Below are 15,629 nucleotides of genomic sequence, written 5' to 3' on the forward strand. Positions count from 1 at the left end.
GGTCAGTGCTCGCTACTGATCAGGGGACACAGGCTCACCTTCGACGTGGGTCAGCCTGCAGGACGCCACGAAGGAGGTACCGCGCCATCACGCCGGCAGGGAACCCGGCTGAGACGCCACATACTAGGGATCTGAAGAGGGCTCGACCATGCCAGCGGTCGGCCCCTATTCCTTCGCGAGCACGGCGTTATCCGTCAGGCAGAAGTCATCGTTGATCTTGATGACCAGCGCAACGAGTAGGCGGAGCGCTGTTAGATACGTGTGGCGGTGAACGCGGTCGTCGTCACCGTCTGCCTGTGATCCATGGAGGTAGCGGTTGCGCAGGCTAGGTCCGTTGCTGAACTCCTTATCGTTAAGGAAGTAGTTGAAGTAGCTGACCTCCGCGGCGCTGAGCAGCGTTGATCGATGCACCAGCCATCCGGCGCTCACCATCTCGTCAATGGCTTTCTGGCCGGCCGCCGAATGATGGAGACAGCTCGTCACCTCGTACTCCCAGAGTTCCTTGAGCACATGCAATTGTGGCGCGCTTGCAAACGCAATTCGGTCACGATCTCCGGTCAGGATGCCCTTCTCGACCAGGAAGTCGATGTTGCGCTGTTGGTACTCGTGGAACTGGTCGTAGGCGATGTCATTGGCGATGACCAAGTGGAGGAAGCTCTCTGCCTCCAGATCGCTGCTGATGTGCACCAATCCGGATTGGTCCGAGAAGAGCAGGTGCTGAATTCCTTGGATGTCCGCGTTGTTGGCAACGTAGGCGTACTTATCCACAACCTGACTCGGGATGTCGCCGTAGGAAAGCTGCTCCGATGTGATTGTCAGCAGCTCCGGGTCAACCTCGCCGTAGTCGACATGCAGCGTGAACTGCTTGAGGACGCTCTCCATCTCTGAGAACAGATGGCGGCTCTTCTCAAGGTAGGTAGCGGTCGGGCTGGAGGCGCGGTACTTCAGCCCCTTGGCACCGAACTCCTGCTCAAGGTAGTCCGTGAAGAACCAAGCGATGACCGACTCGAGCTCTATACCTTCGGAGCTGAGGAAGCGCTCGTACATCAAGGTCTGGAGCAAGGACGCCTGATCCTTGAGCCTGAACACCGCCCCCGTCCGGTAGTCGCCCTTGCCCGGCGTACCCATGAACCGCTCGAAGACGCCAAGTTGCGCTCCGTAGGAAGGAAGTTCCAGGAGCATGTGGTCGTTGGCGAACTGGAACAGGTGAACAAAGTTATTCAGGATAGTCGGGTAGTCGAGGTTCTCCGTGAGCCAGGTTCGACTGTAGGAGTACTTGCCAACCATGCCGTCCAAAGACTGGACGACCTCTTCGACCTGATCGGCCGAGATGCCCACTTCGCAGCCGGTCTTGATCCCCTCCGTGGACTCGAACATCTTCTTCGTGAGCGCATCTGCCTTGCGACGAGCCTTTAGCTTCAGTCGTGCATCGACGCCGGTGTTCTTGTCAGCTCGTGCGGATGCGATCAGCTTGACGAAGTTGAGGTTGGGCTCTTCCTCATCGAGATATCGGTCAAACAGGCCACGCTGATCCGCGGGAGTAAAGCTCTTCGGAAGATGGATTGGATCCCGCCCCTCGGACTGGAGGAACTTCCGCGCAAGCAGCTCAGCATTGCGCGGCTCATCGAGTAGCAGGGCCCGAATCTCCTGGTCGTAGGCACGCACGAGTGTCTGGCATGAGAGCAGATCGTGCGGGTGGAAACTCTGCTCTTGAAGTGCAGCAAGCACGATCGAGTCAGTGCAGCGCTCGAAGACCTTGTTCTTTCCGAGGAGATCGAGGACGTCTGTGCGGTACTGAAAGTCAACGTCCTGAACGAGCGTTGAGAAGGTGGCGTCAGTCACTTTGCCGAAAAACCTGCCGATGACTTCCCGGATCTCGGAGACGTGCGCCAGAGGCGCGTCTCGCTCTGCTTCGGCCAGGTCCTTCGGGAGAACTTTGTGTTCTAGGAACAACGCGAGATGATGCAACTCAACGATGTCGTTTATGCCTTGATCGCCACGAGTAGCATCGAATTCACGGACGAGCTCTAGGAGGCGGTCGGCCTGCCAGAAGGTTCCGTAGTCGCTGAGGCCGAAGAACTTCAGTCTCTTCTCTGGTCCGCTTTCCGACACTCGAATCTCCCTCCCGGTAGGCGTCACTCTATACAGTTCGGGGGCGCCTAGTGGCACGAATTTGAAGTTGTTGCCTGATCGTGCAGCAGTCCCCTTGGGCGGAGCCGTCGTCCACGTCGATCGTTGCGCCGGCTCCTCGTTCTGTCGTGGAAGCGAGCCGAACTAGCGGCGCATCACCCCGAGGCGGACACGACCTACGTCTCCATGGGCATAGTCCCGCGCCCCATCGGGCTCCTCCCCACCGCGGAGCGGCGCACGACGGACGATGTACAACTACGCGGGTAGGTCCCTGGCAAAAGCGCCGGGCACTAGTCCTGACTCAACACTCGACGAGAATCATCAACGAATCTCACTAGTTATTGAAACGGAACTCCACGGAGTGGCGAAAGAAGGCTACCTCACTCAGTTGCAAGCGATTCGAGAAGCCGAAAAGTGTGCCGCAAGGCGTTTCCTGCTCGGAAAGGCAGCCTCCGCAGGCTAGATCGTTCCGCGTCATGAAGAGCTAGCACCGCCGAAGTTCCCCTCAAGTCAGATTCGGACTCATTCTCACAGTCAGTCGCGGAACGAAAACCAACTTAGTACGGTCCCGACTGCAACTAAAACTGTTCCTGCCGAAACTAAATACCATCTTCTAACCGCTGGCGAAGCACGACTTCCTCTTCATCGCTGAGCCCAGCGAGTCTTTCCCCCTGCTGTTCTTCTTCGAATCGCAGCGCATCCGCCAATGTTTCTTTCAACGGGCGAATCTGCAGGCCAGCTTCGTAGGCTGTGGCGCAATCGAGTAGCGCGATGTTGCGAAACTGTTCACCTGGTACCCACAACGGCAACGATTTTGGGCCCATCCACGGGGTTACATCATTAGCGAGAAGCAGTTCATCAGAGCAAGGTCGCTCCGTAGCCTCCGATGCGGTTAACTCACGCGAAATCTTGAACACATCGGACAAGGAAGTAGCAAACCCCGTGGCGTTAAAGGTTCCGAAAGTTCCAACTTCTGCAGACTCAACTATCCAGTCTGCAAGGTCTTTCACATCAATCATAGCGACGGGAAACGCCGGGTCTGGGACGATCACGTTCTCACCCGTGGGATGCGCGAAGCGCCACGGATAGTAACCACTGCGCCCTGTTTCGTCGCCGTAGCCGGCGATCAGACCGGGTCGAACTACCATTACCGACCTATTTATGTTGCGATAAATCGTTTCGCAAGCAGACTTTGCGGCCGGGTACTGCCCCATGTTCTCCATGTAGTCAATTTCAAGCGGAGTGACTACGGAATCAGACTCGGAAGAAATACTTCCTTGGTCCTCATATACGCTGCTCGAAGACACAAATATACGATGCTTGGCCTGGAGTTTCGTCGCCGCATCCCGCGCATGCTTCGGCTGACTCGTCAGATCCACAATGGTGTCCCAAGTTTTCCCCGCAACCTCATCGTACGCACCGTCACGGTCACGGTCTGAACTCACAAATTCGGCTCCGTTGGGAACCTTCCCGTTACCCCGCGCGAGGCAAGTAACTTGATGTCCTCGGTCGATTGCTGCCGCCGCAATGTGTCCTCCAAGGAAACCGGTACCACCGAGCAATAAAAAGTTCATGTCACTAGTTGTACACGAAACCTTCTCACACGTGACCAGTCCTAATCCCAGCGCATCGAAGCTGGAATAAGATGTCAGAGCAGGATTACCCCACCATCTGTCAGAGCTTCTTATTCGGCTAACCTACACGTTGAACTTGAACTCGACCACGTCACCGTCGTGCATGATGTAGTCCTTGCCCTCCTGGCGGACCTTGCCCTTGGCCTTCGCCTCGGCAATCGAACCGGCCTCGACCAAGTCGTTGAAGGACACAATTTCAGCCTTAATGAAACCGCGCTCAAAATCAGTGTGAATCACGCCGGCAGCCTGCGGAGCCGTAGCACCCTTCGGAATGGTCCAGGCGCGAGACTCCTTCGGGCCAGCGGTCAGGTAAGTCTGCAGACCAAGAGTGCGGAAACCAGCGCGAGCAAGCGAATGCAGACCCGGCTCGGTCTGGCCAATTTCAGCCAGGAGCTCATTGCGGGATTCCTCATCCAGCTCCAGAAGGTCCGACTCAGCCTTGGCGTCGAGGAACACACAGTCCGCCGGTTCCACAGCAGCGGCCAGATCCGCGCGGCGGTTCTCGTCGGCAAGCACTTCCTCATCAGCGTTGAAGACGTAGAGGAACGGCTTTGCGGTGAGCAAGTGCAGCTCGCGCAGAGCGGAGAGCTTCACGTCATCGGAAGCTGCGAAGAGAGTGCGTCCCTCTTCCAGCACAGCGAGAGCCTGCTTGACGGCTTCAACCTCACCGACCTTTTCCTTATCCTTCTTGGCTTCCTTTTCCAGACGCGGCAGCGCCTTCTCAATAGTCTGGATATCAGCCAGGATAAGCTCGGTTTCAATCACACCGATGTCAGAGGCCGGGTCAACCTTGCCGTCGACATGCACAACGTCATCATCATTGAAGACACGGACGACCTGACAGATAGCGTCAGCCTCGCGGATGTTGGCGAGGAACTTGTTACCAAGACCTTCGCCCTCCGATGCACCCTTGACGATGCCGGCGATGTCCACAAACGACACCGTAGCCGGAAGAATACGCTCGGAGCCGTAAATTTCGGCGAGCTTATTCAAACGTGGATCGGGAAGCTCCACAACGCCGACGTTCGGCTCGATGGTGGCGAACGGATAATTCGCAGCCAGCACATCGTTGCGTGTCAAGGCGTTAAACAGGGTTGACTTTCCGACATTGGGCAGACCGACGATTCCAAGTGTAAGACTCACATTGCCCATCTTACGGGCTTGGGGAGACAGATTTGAACTCGCCCTAGCTTCGTGAAGTTGCCCCCTATCCCCTGCGAACCCCCATAATGAATATGTGAGCAATAAACCCAATGAAGGCGAAGAGCGGACTGCGCAGTCCGAAAAAGACGCTATCGATCACGTAATGGGATCGGAGCCTCTGCGTATAGAACAGTCTCTGTCTATACCCTCCGACGCCCATAAGTCAGCGGCAACGCAACCGGATTTGCCGGAAGATGCTGAAAACCTCGATGAGCTTATGAGCGAAAACGACTCCGAGTCCATCGACCGCGCCGACGTCATCGGCGAGGGCGCCCGGTGGTTCGCAGGTTGGTGTCTGCGCTTCCTCATCACAGCAGCGGCGCTGTACGTCAGCGCTATGATTCTGGGAAAGATTTGGGCTGGCGTTCTGCCGATTTTGTTGGCCCTGATTGTCTCCACGGTGCTGGCCCCGCCCGCCGTGTTCCTGATGAAACACCGCTGGCCCCGCGCACTCGCCGCACTGACGGTCATCCTAGGCGCGGTGGCGGTGCTTGGCGGCGTTGTCGCGTTCCTCGCCCCGACTGTGCAGTCGCAGTTCCCAGAATTGCGTCGCCAGTTCACCGACGGCATTCAGGAAGTCCAGAACATCATTCAGGCCCCGCCATTTAACGTCAAGGATGAGCAGATTCTCGATGCTCTGGACCAGGGGTCCACATGGCTTCAGGAGCGCTCCGGCGATATCGCCAACACAGTCTTCCAAGGCATCTCGGTGGTCTCCTCGGCCGCCGTAACCTTGATGGCAATGTTGGTTCTGACGTTCTTCTTCATCAAGGACGGCCAGGACTTCCTGCCATGGCTCCGCCGCCTGACCGGACGTCGTCTCGGCTGGCACCTCACCGAGGTGCTCACCCGCTCCTGGAACACGCTGTCGGGCTACATCCGCACGCAGGCTATCGTTTCGCTTATCGACGCGGTCTTCATCGGTGCCGGTCTTGCAATTTTGAATGTGCCGCTGGCAATGGTTCTGGCCGTGGTGACTTTCTTCGCTGGCTTCATTCCTATTGTCGGTGCGTTCACCGCCGGCTTCATTGCAGTGGTAGTCGCACTCGTCGCCAACGGCCTGACTACAGCAATCCTCGTATTGCTCATCATCATTGCTGTCCAGCAAATCGAGGGCAACATCCTCTCCCCAATCCTGCAGGCCAAGGCTATGGACTTGCACGCCGCAATCGTCCTGCTGGTCGTTCTGCTCGGTGGCGGTATCTTCGGCATCATCGGCGCCTTCCTGGCGGTGCCAGTCACCGCAGTCGTCGCGGTCTGGTTCCGCTACCTCGGCGACCTCACAGATTTGCGTACGGGCGACAAGACCGCAAAGGACATCGAGTTCGCCACGGACGCCGGATCGATCTCGGGTATTCAAATTGAAGCTGCCGGCCGTGCGATGCGCGACCGACTGGCTTCGTTCCGCCTGGGCAGTGACGACTCCGACAGCTCTGCAGAGAGCGCCGTGAAGGCAGATGCTCGCACCGCCGGTAAGGTTTCCCCCGATGCTGGTCCGACCAAGCAGGAAGAGGGAACGATGACCAAGGCCTTCCATAAAGTCTCTGAAGTGGTCTCCGGGTCTTTCTCTAAGAAAAAGAAGTAAGGCGAAATTTTAAGACACGGGCGAGCCCACATACCGGGCTTGCCCGTATTATCACTAATAACCGGTAGGATACGCATTCGTGTCGAACAGATCAGCAATAACCCGTAAAGGCAGTGGAAACAAACCCCTGCTTCCACGCGTGCCAATGTTTGTGCCGCCGTTGCTGATGCTTCTAGCTGGCGTTATTGGTTTGCTCTTTTCTGTTCCCAACGGTTCGATTGGCAAGCCCTACTTCATTGCTTTTGCCGTGGCTGCTGTGGCCGGAACACTGTTGGTGGTTCCTCGCGGTCTGGTAGTTACCGTCGCTCAAATCCCCATTTTGTTCGCGCTTGTCACCTTTTTCACAGCGTGGTTTACCGGTTCTCTCGCCGATCCTGAAAATGGTGGCGCGACCGCGACAACCTCTAAACGCGCTCGCCTGGTGACCTCGGCATATCCCATCATCCAGCAGTTCCCGTGGCTGCTGGTCTTGATGATTATCTGTGTCATCATCGCAGTGTGGCGTTACCTCGAAATCACCCGCACCCAGGAGAAATCCCTCAACACCCAGCGCAAGGTCGCTAAACAACGCCAGCACCGTGACGAAGCCGCTGTCGAATCCAGCTCTCAGGTTCGCCGTCGTCTCGCCGAATCTGATCGCCGGGTCGCCTCTCGCACCCAGGAACGTCCTGCTTCACGACGTCCCGCTGCGGACATTATCCGAGATGCCGAAGCTCGCCGCCAGGCGCGCCAGCAAGCTGCACGCTCTCGGCAGGAGACTTCTCGTTCTGGTGCCCGACCTGCAGCGAACGCCAACTCGGCATCGCGCAACGCCGAGCAACTGCGTAAGCGACCAGTTGACCGTTCTGGGGAGCGTGCCCAGCAGCGCTCGAATTTCGCACAGCGGGCTCAGCAGCCAACCTCCCGTTGGCAGTCTCGCTCGCATCCGGGGCAGGCGCAGTTCACTCAGGATTCCACTTCGCCGAACTCGACTAGACAGCAGCCTCGTCGTCCGATTGAAAGGCCAAACGCACCGCAGCGGCCAACGCCAGAGTTTCCCCGTCGTCAAACTGAAGGAACGGCACGGATGTGGGGAGAACAGTCCTCGCCGGAGTCTCCGTCCGAAAAGTCTCAACAGAGCCCCGCACGCCAAGTGGGCAACCACCGCCGCACCGAGGAGTGGCCACCGCGACAGCAGCGCCCTCGCCAGGAGCGGATAACCGGCCGCGATAGCAGGTCTCGTTACCGCAAGTAACTCGGGCTTGCACTTTTACCGTCACAGTTGCCCACAGGCAAATTTAGCCTGTGGGCAACCTGCGTTTATTAGCAGGGCGATCCGCCCCATCGTGTAAGTGTTGATGTATGTCGAAATTGGAAACGTCGGCCGAGAAACCGGTTCAGGTTCGGCGCCTGAACCAGTTAGTCAAGGACTATATTGAGCGCCTTGGACAGATTTGGGTCGAGGGGGAAATCGCCCAGGTCAACTCCAAGCCGAGTTGGAAGCTCTCCTACATCACTCTGCGTGACACCTCCGCGGAGTTTTCGGTGTCGGTGACTTGTTCTACTGCGGCACTGCGTAATAATCCGTTGCGCAACGGCGACCGCGTAGTGGTTTTGGGCAAGCCTGCGTTTTATGCCGGGCGGGGGCAGTTTTCCCTGTGGGCTACGGAGTGGAGGCCCGTGGGGTTGGGGCAACTATTGGCACGGCTGGAACAGCTGCGCCAAGCGCTAGCGGCGGAAGCCCTTTTTGATCCACGGCTGAAACGCCCTCTGCCCTACCTCCCCAACAAGATCGGGTTGATTACCGGTCGCGGTTCGGCAGCTGAACGCGATGTGCTTTCGGTCGCGGGTGCCCGCTGGCCTGAGGCGGATTTCCGGATAATCAACACAATTGTGCAGGGAGCCAAGGCTGTTCCGGAGATTATTGAGGCGCTGGCACAGCTCGACGCCGACCCGGAGGTCGATGTCATCATCGTCGCCCGTGGCGGTGGCAGCGTCGAAGATTTGCTGCCCTTTTCAGATGAGGCGCTGATTCGTGCGGTGAGTAAGGCGACAACACCGGTGGTTTCTGCGATTGGACACGAGCCGGATACTCCGCTGTTGGATTACGTCGCTGATTTACGTGCTGCCACACCGACGGATGCAGCAAAGAAAACAGTGCCCGATGCTGCTGAGGAACGACGCCTAATTGCACAGCTGCGTGAGCGCTCCTCGGCATCCCTGCGGCGATGGGTTGACCGTGAAGTAGCTACTCTGAGGGATTTAACGTCGCGGCCGGTACTGCGCGATCCGCTCACTCCCATCCGCGTGCGTGAAGAGTTTGTCACGGCGCAAGTGGATCGGCTGCGTTTTCTCATCCACCGCAGTCTGGAACGCGAGGAGGCAGTGGTATCGGGATTGCGCGGCAAGGTTTCAGCACTTGGCCCCTCTGCCACACTCGCTCGCGGCTATGCCATCGTGCAGGCACAATCGGCTACTCAGCCGGAACCACAGATTGTGACCTCTATTGCAGATGCTCCGATGGGTTCCCAACTGCGAATTCGCGTCAGTGACGGCTCCATCTCTGCAGCGACGCTAGCTACGAAGCCGGCGAATTAGTAAGCAATGGCTTTTCCAACCTTGAAGCTTTAACTACTAAATGTGAAGGACGTATTCGCTAATGAATGACAATGTTTTCGGCGCGGGTCAGGCTCCCTCTTCGGAGGAACAGGTACCGGTGGAGAACCTGAGCTACGAGCAGGCTCGAGATGCGCTGGTCGAGACCGTCAAGCTCCTAGAACTCGGACAGATGAGCCTGGATGAATCCCTGGCGCTGTGGGAGCGAGGCGAGGCGCTGGCCCGCCGCTGCGAGGAGCATTTGGCTGGCGCCCGGGCAAAGGTTGAAGCCGCCTTGGCCAGCAAGAATCAGGATGTCTCGGCTTCTGCCGAGAATGTGGGCGATGAGGACTAAAAAGAGACGAGAAACGATCGTCGGTTCATATCGTTTCTCGTCTCTTCGCTGATAGCTGAGTTCAGCTATTTTATGGCTCTAGTCGGGATTACCACTCCAGGTGAGTGCTCGACTCGGCCTACTTTGCTGGTGCCGACGGCATCTCGGACGCAGTCGGCTGCGGCTGTGACGAATCCGGCATTGTCGCGTCCGGATCGATTGGCTCGGCCTTCTGCATAGCCGCCGCCAACTGTGTGAACTCCTCGTCGTTGGCAGTGCCCTCGATAATTGCGCGGGAGTCACCGAGGTCCCCAACCCATACGCGACGCACGTTGTCCTCAGCCGGCTCATACTTAGTCCAGGTTGTACCTTCCACGTCAGTAGTACCGTCCCGGAGACGGTTCTTACCATCATCCGGCAGCTGACCTGCTTCCGCATCTGTTTGCGTGACCTGAATGAATGCTCCGCTAGCGGTGACATAGCCAATAATGGTCGTCTGCTTCCCCGCCGCCATACCCGCGCGGGTCGAGTTTGAAGTCCAGCCCTCAGGCACCTTCGGCAGGCGAACTGGATAGTCCACGCGCCGAGCCTCCACGTTCACGAATGGGGCAGCATCGACTTCGTGCACCGGACCGTTTTCCGGCTTCCCGGGGTTAAAACTGCACAGGCCGGTAAAGCCAATGGTGACAGCCACCGCAAGAAACATCACCACGAGGGTGAGAATCATGTCTCGACTGTCCTGCAAAATCCTAGGTTTCTCATTCGCCACGCGCTCAAGTATGCCAAAGGCCCCGCAACGAACCTAGTCATCATTCGCACCCGCACAGCTGCAGCTAGCAATACTTGATGACGGACGCTGTCGACGTCGTCAAGCGAACTGACGCCGGAACAAACTTTTGATAACCGCGTGATGTGGGGGTTTAGCCCTGAAACTCCCCCCACTTTGGCGCTGCGTCCACCCCCGAACACCAAAAAGGTGGAACACTAGTAACAGATGCAAAGGCGCTAAAACTGATGCGCCAAACATCAATCAATAGAAATTGTTGCAACGCTAAACCCCAGTTTCCTGGCGTGGCGTCTCCCAGCACATTCTCAAACCTCAAAAGAGTTCTCAAAAACCACGGAAGGGCCAGAAGTCAATGAACGCCTCGAATCCTGAAGCACCAGATCGCAACCTTGCGATGGAGCTCGTCCGAGTTACTGAGTCCGCTGCACTGGCAGCTGGTCAGTGGGTCGGTCGTGGTCAGAAGGAAAAGGGCGACGGCGCTGCCGTCGATGCCATGCGTCAGCTCATCAACACCGTGGCTATGAACGGTGTCGTTGTTATTGGCGAGGGCGAAAAGGACGAAGCCCCGATGCTGTTCAACGGCGAAAAGGTCGGCAACGGCCAAGGCCCGGCCGTTGACATCGCGGTTGACCCGATTGACGGCACGACTCTGATGGCAGAGGGCCGCCCGAACTCTATCGCTGTTCTTGCTGCTGCAGACCGCGGCTCCATGTACGACCCGTCGGCTGTGTTCTACATGGATAAGATTGCTGTTGGCCCGGAGGCTGCCGGCAAGATTGACATCGAGGCTCCAGTTGAGCACAACATCAAGGTCGTTGCTAAGGCCAAGGGGCTGCGTCCGGAAGATGTCACTGTTGTCGTGCTGGATCGCCCGCGCCACGCTGACATGATTCGTGACATCCGCGAAGCTGGCGCCAAGGTTCGACTGATTGGCGATGGTGACGTTGCTGGCGCTGTTGCCGCAGCTCAGAACACGAACTCGGTCGATATCATGATGGGCGTCGGCGGCACCCCAGAAGGTGTCATCACCGCATGCGCCATGAAGTGTATGGGCGGCGAAATCCAGGGCAAACTGCACCCGCGCGATGAGGCCGAAATTAAGAAGGCTCTCGACGCTGGGCACGATCTTTCTCGTGTTCTGACCACCGATGACCTGGTCGCATCCGACAACTGCTACTTCGTTGCCACTGGTGTCACCAACGGTGACATGCTGCGCGGTGTCGCTTACCGCGGTAACGGCGCGTGGACCCGCTCGCTGGTTATGCGCTCCAAGTCCGGCACCATTCGTCGCATCGAGGCTTTCCACTCCCTGGAGAAGCTGCGCAAGTACGCCAGCATCGACTACGGCAAGGGCGAGATGCCTGACATCGATCTGTAAGTAACTACCCCTTTAGTGGTGCCCTCAGGGCACCACTTTTTTAACAAACTGATTCATACTTGAAGACGAATGCGCTAACGGTTCTGCATCGCATGAAAATTGCATGCGCAATGAGGGGTCGTTCTGCGCGCACTCAAGTTCCCCTAACTGAAAGAGGCAACGAATGACAGAGCAGCAGTTCCGCATCGAGCACGACACCATGGGCGAGGTTAAGGTTCCGGTTAACGCCCTGTGGCGCGCACAGACTCAGCGTGCAGTTGAGAACTTCCCGATTTCCGGCCGTCCGCTGGAGTCTGCACAGATTCGCGCTATGGGTCTGCTGAAGGCAGCTTGCGCCATCGTCAACAAGGAGCGCGGCCTGCTGTCTGCTGAGCAGGCAGATGCCATCGTCGCCGCTGCCAAGGAAATTGCCGAAGGCAAGCACGATGCTGAGTTCCCGATTGACGTCTTCCAGACCGGTTCGGGCACTTCTTCCAACATGAACACCAACGAAGTCATTGCGTCCATCGCAAAGGCCAACGGCGTTGAGGTTCACCCGAATGACCACGTCAACATGGGTCAGTCTTCCAACGACACCTTCCCGACTGCCACTCACGTCGCAGCAACCGAGGCAGCTGTCAAGGACCTCGTCCCGGGACTGAAGGTTCTGCAGGAGTCCCTGGCTAAGAAGGCCAAGGAATGGGAGACCGTTGTTAAGTCCGGCCGCACTCACCTGATGGACGCTGTCCCGGTGACCCTGGGTCAGGAGTTCTCGGGTTACGCTCGCCAGATTGAGGCTGGCATTGAGCGCATCGAGGCCACCCTGCCGCGTCTGGGCGAGCTGCCAATCGGTGGTACCGCTGTTGGCACCGGCCTGAACACCCCGGCGGACTTCGGTGCCAAGGTCACCGCTGAGCTCGTCGAACTGACCGGCATCAAGGAGCTGCGCGAGGCTCAGAACCACTTCGAGGCTCAGGCTAACCGCGATGCCCTGGTCGAATTCTCCGGCGCTATGCGCACCGTCGCAGTCTCCCTGAACAAGATCGCTAACGACATTCGCTGGATGGGCTCCGGCCCGCTGACCGGCCTTGCTGAGATTCACCTGCCGGATCTGCAGCCGGGTTCCTCCATCATGCCGGGTAAGGTCAACCCGGTTCTGTGTGAGACTGCCACCCAGGTCGCAGCGCAGGTTCTGGGCAACGACACCGCTGTTGAGTTTGCTGGCGCTAACGGCGCATTCGAGCTGAACGTCTTCATCCCGGTCATGGCACGTAACGTGCTGGAGTCCGCTAAGCTGCTGGCGAACACCGCACGCGTCTTCGCCGAGAAGCTGGTGGACGGCATCGAGCCGAACGTTGAGCGTATGAAGACTCTGGCTGAGTCCTCCCCGTCGATTGTGACCCCGCTGAACTCCGCCATCGGCTACGAGAACGCAGCTAAGGTCGCTAAGACTGCTCTGAAGGAAGGTAAGACCATCCGTCAGACTGTTATCGACATGGGCTTCGTCGACGGCGAGAAGCTGACCGAGGAAGAGCTGGACAAGCGCCTCGACGTGCTGGCAATGGCCAACACTGATCGTGACTAGTTCTTTCTGAACTCGAAGGTGTGAGAGCACCTTACGCATAAGACCCCGTAGTCTCACTTCGCTGAAAGACTTCGGGGTCTACTATTTTTCCTTAACGTCGGACAAGTTTCAGAGAGTGACTAACTATTCCCACCTATCGCCACACCATCGCATTTCCTCGCCGTTGCGTCGCCGAGTGGTTCTCCCGCCCAGGCGCTGTCACCCGCCTAACACCGGGGCTTCTCCCGATGTCACCGAAATCCGAATCCGCCAACCTCGCCGACGGCACGACCGTATTCTCCATGCCGGCTGGCCTCAAATGGATTGCACGTCACGACCCGGCCGGTTTCCTCCCCGGCCAGAGATTCATTGACGAAGTCACCAGCGAGCCCTTTCGCCGCATCACGGGGTGGAAGCACACCCACGTTCTCTCCGATACTCCGCTTGACGACGGCAGCGCTGGCACGGTTTTAGAGGACACCGTTGACACCAAGGTTCCGGTACCCGGGTTGGATTCGATGTTCGCCTACCGTGCTACGAAGGTTGCTGGCGACCTTGCGGCCGTCGATAGGCTTTCGGAGTATTTGGGGCATGTGCCGGAGCCGCTGACAGTGGCGATCAGTGGAGCTACGGGGACCGTCGGAACGCAGCTGCGCGCGCTACTGACCACGGCCGGACATGAGGTGATTTTGCTGGTGCGCTCACGTGAACAGACGGGTGTGGACAAGCGATATTGGGATACTGCGGCACCCGCAGCTGACTTGCTGGAGGGAGTCGACGCGGTCATCCATCTGGCCGGCGCACCGATTGCGGGGCGCTTCACGGAGGCGCATCTTCGAAAGGTTCGCCATTCCCGTGTCGAACCAACGCGAGCTCTGGCAAAGCTCGTTGCATCTACTGACAGCGTGAAGGTCGCGGTTGGAGCGTCGGCGGTGGGGTTCTACGGTGCGGATCGTGGCCCAGAGGTGCTCACCGAGGACGCTGGCCCTGGCGCGGAAGCGCAGCGTTACGACGGCAGCGCCGCCGCGGACAGTCTCTCGGCTATCGTGCGCGATTGGGAAAATGCATGGGATCCCGCTCGCGATGCAGGCAAGCGGGTCGTAAACGTCCGTACTGGTCTCGTGCTTGCTGGTGGCGGCGGACTCTTGCCGCTACTAGCGGGCGTGGTGTTCACCGGACTTGGAGGAAGATTGGGGTCGGGCGAGCAGTGGTTCCCGTGGATTGCTTTGGACGACCTGTTGGACATCTATCACCGGTCGTTGGCAGATTCCGCACTTGCCGGACCTGTCAATGCGGTGGTGCCACTGGCTTCCGGAGTGAATAATGCGGAGTTCACGAGGGTATTGGGAGAGGTCTTGCACCGCCCGACGGCGGTTCCGATTCCTTCACTGGGGCCTGCAGTACTGCTGGGCAAACGCGGTGCTGCGGAGTTGGCTCTCGCGAATCAGAGAGTAGAGGCAGCAGCGCTGCAAAAGGCGGGGCACAGGTTCCGCTTCACTTCGCTTAACGACGCCCTGCGCCACGAGCTATTGAAGGAGACGTAGCCTTCCACCGTGCCTACACAAAACACGAAGGTTGTGTAATTGAATGGCGCGTTGCGACTATCAACAACCCGACCCCTGCGCCTGAGTCCACGGCATCCTGAACAACCCAAAGATGCTCTCTGCATAGGTACTCAAACACCTGTTGACTCATCAACTTGCCATCACATTGCACTCGGTGTAACTTTGCACCTCGTGCAAATTGATGAGAATACCTATCACAGATTGGACCCGGGCCAACACCCCGAGTGCGGTCTCCGGGAGCTCAAAAGGTTTCAAACACACTGCGCTTTGGCCGATGCCGCGACCGCCCTTGTATTGGATCGCGGATACGACCAAGTCAACATCGAAGACATCTGTCAGCGGGTCAATATCAGTCGACGCACATTCTTCAATTACTTCGACTCCAAGGATCAAGCCATCTTCGGCAACGGCATCATGTCATTCGATGCTGACGATGAAGAGGTATTCCTCGCCCAAATTCACCAAGACCCCATCGCGGACATGCTCGATTTCATCGAGAAAAAGCAGCAATCCCAGCTACTCCGATATAAAGAGCTGGGGGCAACCGAAGAGTTTCACCGTCTGCTCAAGGAGCGTATCCGCGAGATTTTGCGCAATGAGCCAAAGCTATCGACGGTTGTCATTTCGAATTTTGGCAACTCAATGCGCCGCGTCCGTTCTGCCTTTGAGCGCTATTTCGAGATGAATCCACAGTCGCGCACGCACCCCGAGCTGCCCGTCGGGCACGAGGTAGCACTGTCGGTCGGTTTCGTCCGCGAATGCGTGCTGTACTCATCGGCTCATCGGGACGAATTCACAACAGATACACCGCTTCACGACGCCGCCGACGTCGTTAAAAATTTCTGGAGGAGGAATAGTGACAGCTAGGGCGTGTCTCCTAATTGTGGGCCTGTGCT

12 protein-coding genes are annotated in these 15,629 nt (G+C 57.9%); 8 read left to right on the forward strand and 4 right to left on the reverse strand.

The annotated features are described in order from the left end of the window. Positions 1-165: 165 nt before the first annotated feature. From HMPREF2849_RS06165 to ychF, 3 genes are all read right to left on the reverse strand, one after another. On the reverse strand, positions 166-2,112 hold the full coding sequence (locus tag HMPREF2849_RS06165; protein WP_016423165.1) for a hypothetical protein: 1,947 nt from the start codon (positions 2,110-2,112) through the stop codon (positions 166-168). 617 nt (positions 2,113-2,729) lie between these two features. Continuing rightward, positions 2,730-3,704: an NAD-dependent epimerase/dehydratase family protein gene (locus tag HMPREF2849_RS06170; RefSeq protein WP_070605728.1), complete on the reverse strand. Its 975-nt coding sequence runs from the start codon at positions 3,702-3,704 to the stop codon at positions 2,730-2,732. Positions 3,705-3,827: 123 nt separating this feature from the next. After that, a complete protein-coding gene (gene ychF / locus HMPREF2849_RS06175; protein ID WP_042389448.1) occupies positions 3,828-4,907 on the reverse strand; it encodes a redox-regulated ATPase YchF in 1,080 nt (359 codons plus the stop codon). Between the two features lie 94 nt (positions 4,908-5,001). Between ychF and HMPREF2849_RS06180 the strand changes: the two genes are divergently transcribed. From HMPREF2849_RS06180 to HMPREF2849_RS06195, 4 genes are all read left to right on the forward strand, one after another. After that, positions 5,002-6,552, forward strand: a complete 1,551-nt coding sequence (locus tag HMPREF2849_RS06180; RefSeq protein ID WP_070605729.1) for an AI-2E family transporter — start codon at positions 5,002-5,004, stop codon at positions 6,550-6,552. 79 nt (positions 6,553-6,631) lie between these two features. Continuing rightward, positions 6,632-7,786, forward strand: a complete 1,155-nt coding sequence (locus HMPREF2849_RS06185; protein WP_049181634.1) for a DUF6542 domain-containing protein — start codon at positions 6,632-6,634, stop codon at positions 7,784-7,786. A gap of 107 nt (positions 7,787-7,893) precedes the next feature. Then, positions 7,894-9,129: an exodeoxyribonuclease VII large subunit gene (xseA, locus tag HMPREF2849_RS06190; RefSeq protein ID WP_070862745.1), complete on the forward strand. Its 1,236-nt coding sequence runs from the start codon at positions 7,894-7,896 to the stop codon at positions 9,127-9,129. 61 nt (positions 9,130-9,190) lie between these two features. Next, on the forward strand, positions 9,191-9,481 hold the full coding sequence (locus tag HMPREF2849_RS06195; protein ID WP_005510689.1) for an exodeoxyribonuclease VII small subunit: 291 nt from the start codon (positions 9,191-9,193) through the stop codon (positions 9,479-9,481). A gap of 118 nt (positions 9,482-9,599) precedes the next feature. Here the strand turns inward: HMPREF2849_RS06195 and HMPREF2849_RS06200 are convergent, their stop codons facing one another. Further along, positions 9,600-10,229 carry a DUF4245 domain-containing protein gene (locus HMPREF2849_RS06200; RefSeq protein ID WP_005510716.1) on the reverse strand — a complete coding sequence of 210 codons (630 nt, stop codon included), beginning with the start codon at positions 10,227-10,229 and terminating at the stop codon, positions 9,600-9,602. A gap of 370 nt (positions 10,230-10,599) precedes the next feature. Here HMPREF2849_RS06200 and glpX point away from each other — a divergent pair, with 370 nt between their 5' ends. The 4 genes from glpX to HMPREF2849_RS06220 all read left to right on the forward strand — a co-directional run bounded on the left by glpX (position 10,600) and on the right by HMPREF2849_RS06220 (position 15,600). Beyond that, complete coding sequence (glpX, locus tag HMPREF2849_RS06205; RefSeq protein ID WP_005510610.1) at positions 10,600-11,625, forward strand: class II fructose-bisphosphatase; 1,026 nt, start codon at positions 10,600-10,602, stop codon at positions 11,623-11,625. A 163-nt stretch (positions 11,626-11,788) separates the two neighbouring features. After that, positions 11,789-13,189 (forward strand): class II fumarate hydratase, encoded by a 1,401-nt coding sequence (locus tag HMPREF2849_RS06210; RefSeq protein WP_016423173.1) that lies wholly within the window; start codon positions 11,789-11,791, stop codon positions 13,187-13,189. 227 nt (positions 13,190-13,416) lie between these two features. After that, positions 13,417-14,712 (forward strand): TIGR01777 family oxidoreductase, encoded by a 1,296-nt coding sequence (locus tag HMPREF2849_RS06215; protein ID WP_240593391.1) that lies wholly within the window; start codon positions 13,417-13,419, stop codon positions 14,710-14,712. A gap of 288 nt (positions 14,713-15,000) precedes the next feature. Next, positions 15,001-15,600, forward strand: coding sequence for a TetR/AcrR family transcriptional regulator (locus tag HMPREF2849_RS06220; protein WP_246815087.1), 600 nt, complete (start codon positions 15,001-15,003; stop codon positions 15,598-15,600). Positions 15,601-15,629: the final 29 nt, after the last annotated feature.

It is taken from the genome of Corynebacterium sp. HMSC073B01 (assembly GCF_001838255.1).
Lineage (GTDB): Bacteria > Actinomycetota > Actinomycetes > Mycobacteriales > Mycobacteriaceae > Corynebacterium > Corynebacterium jeikeium_D.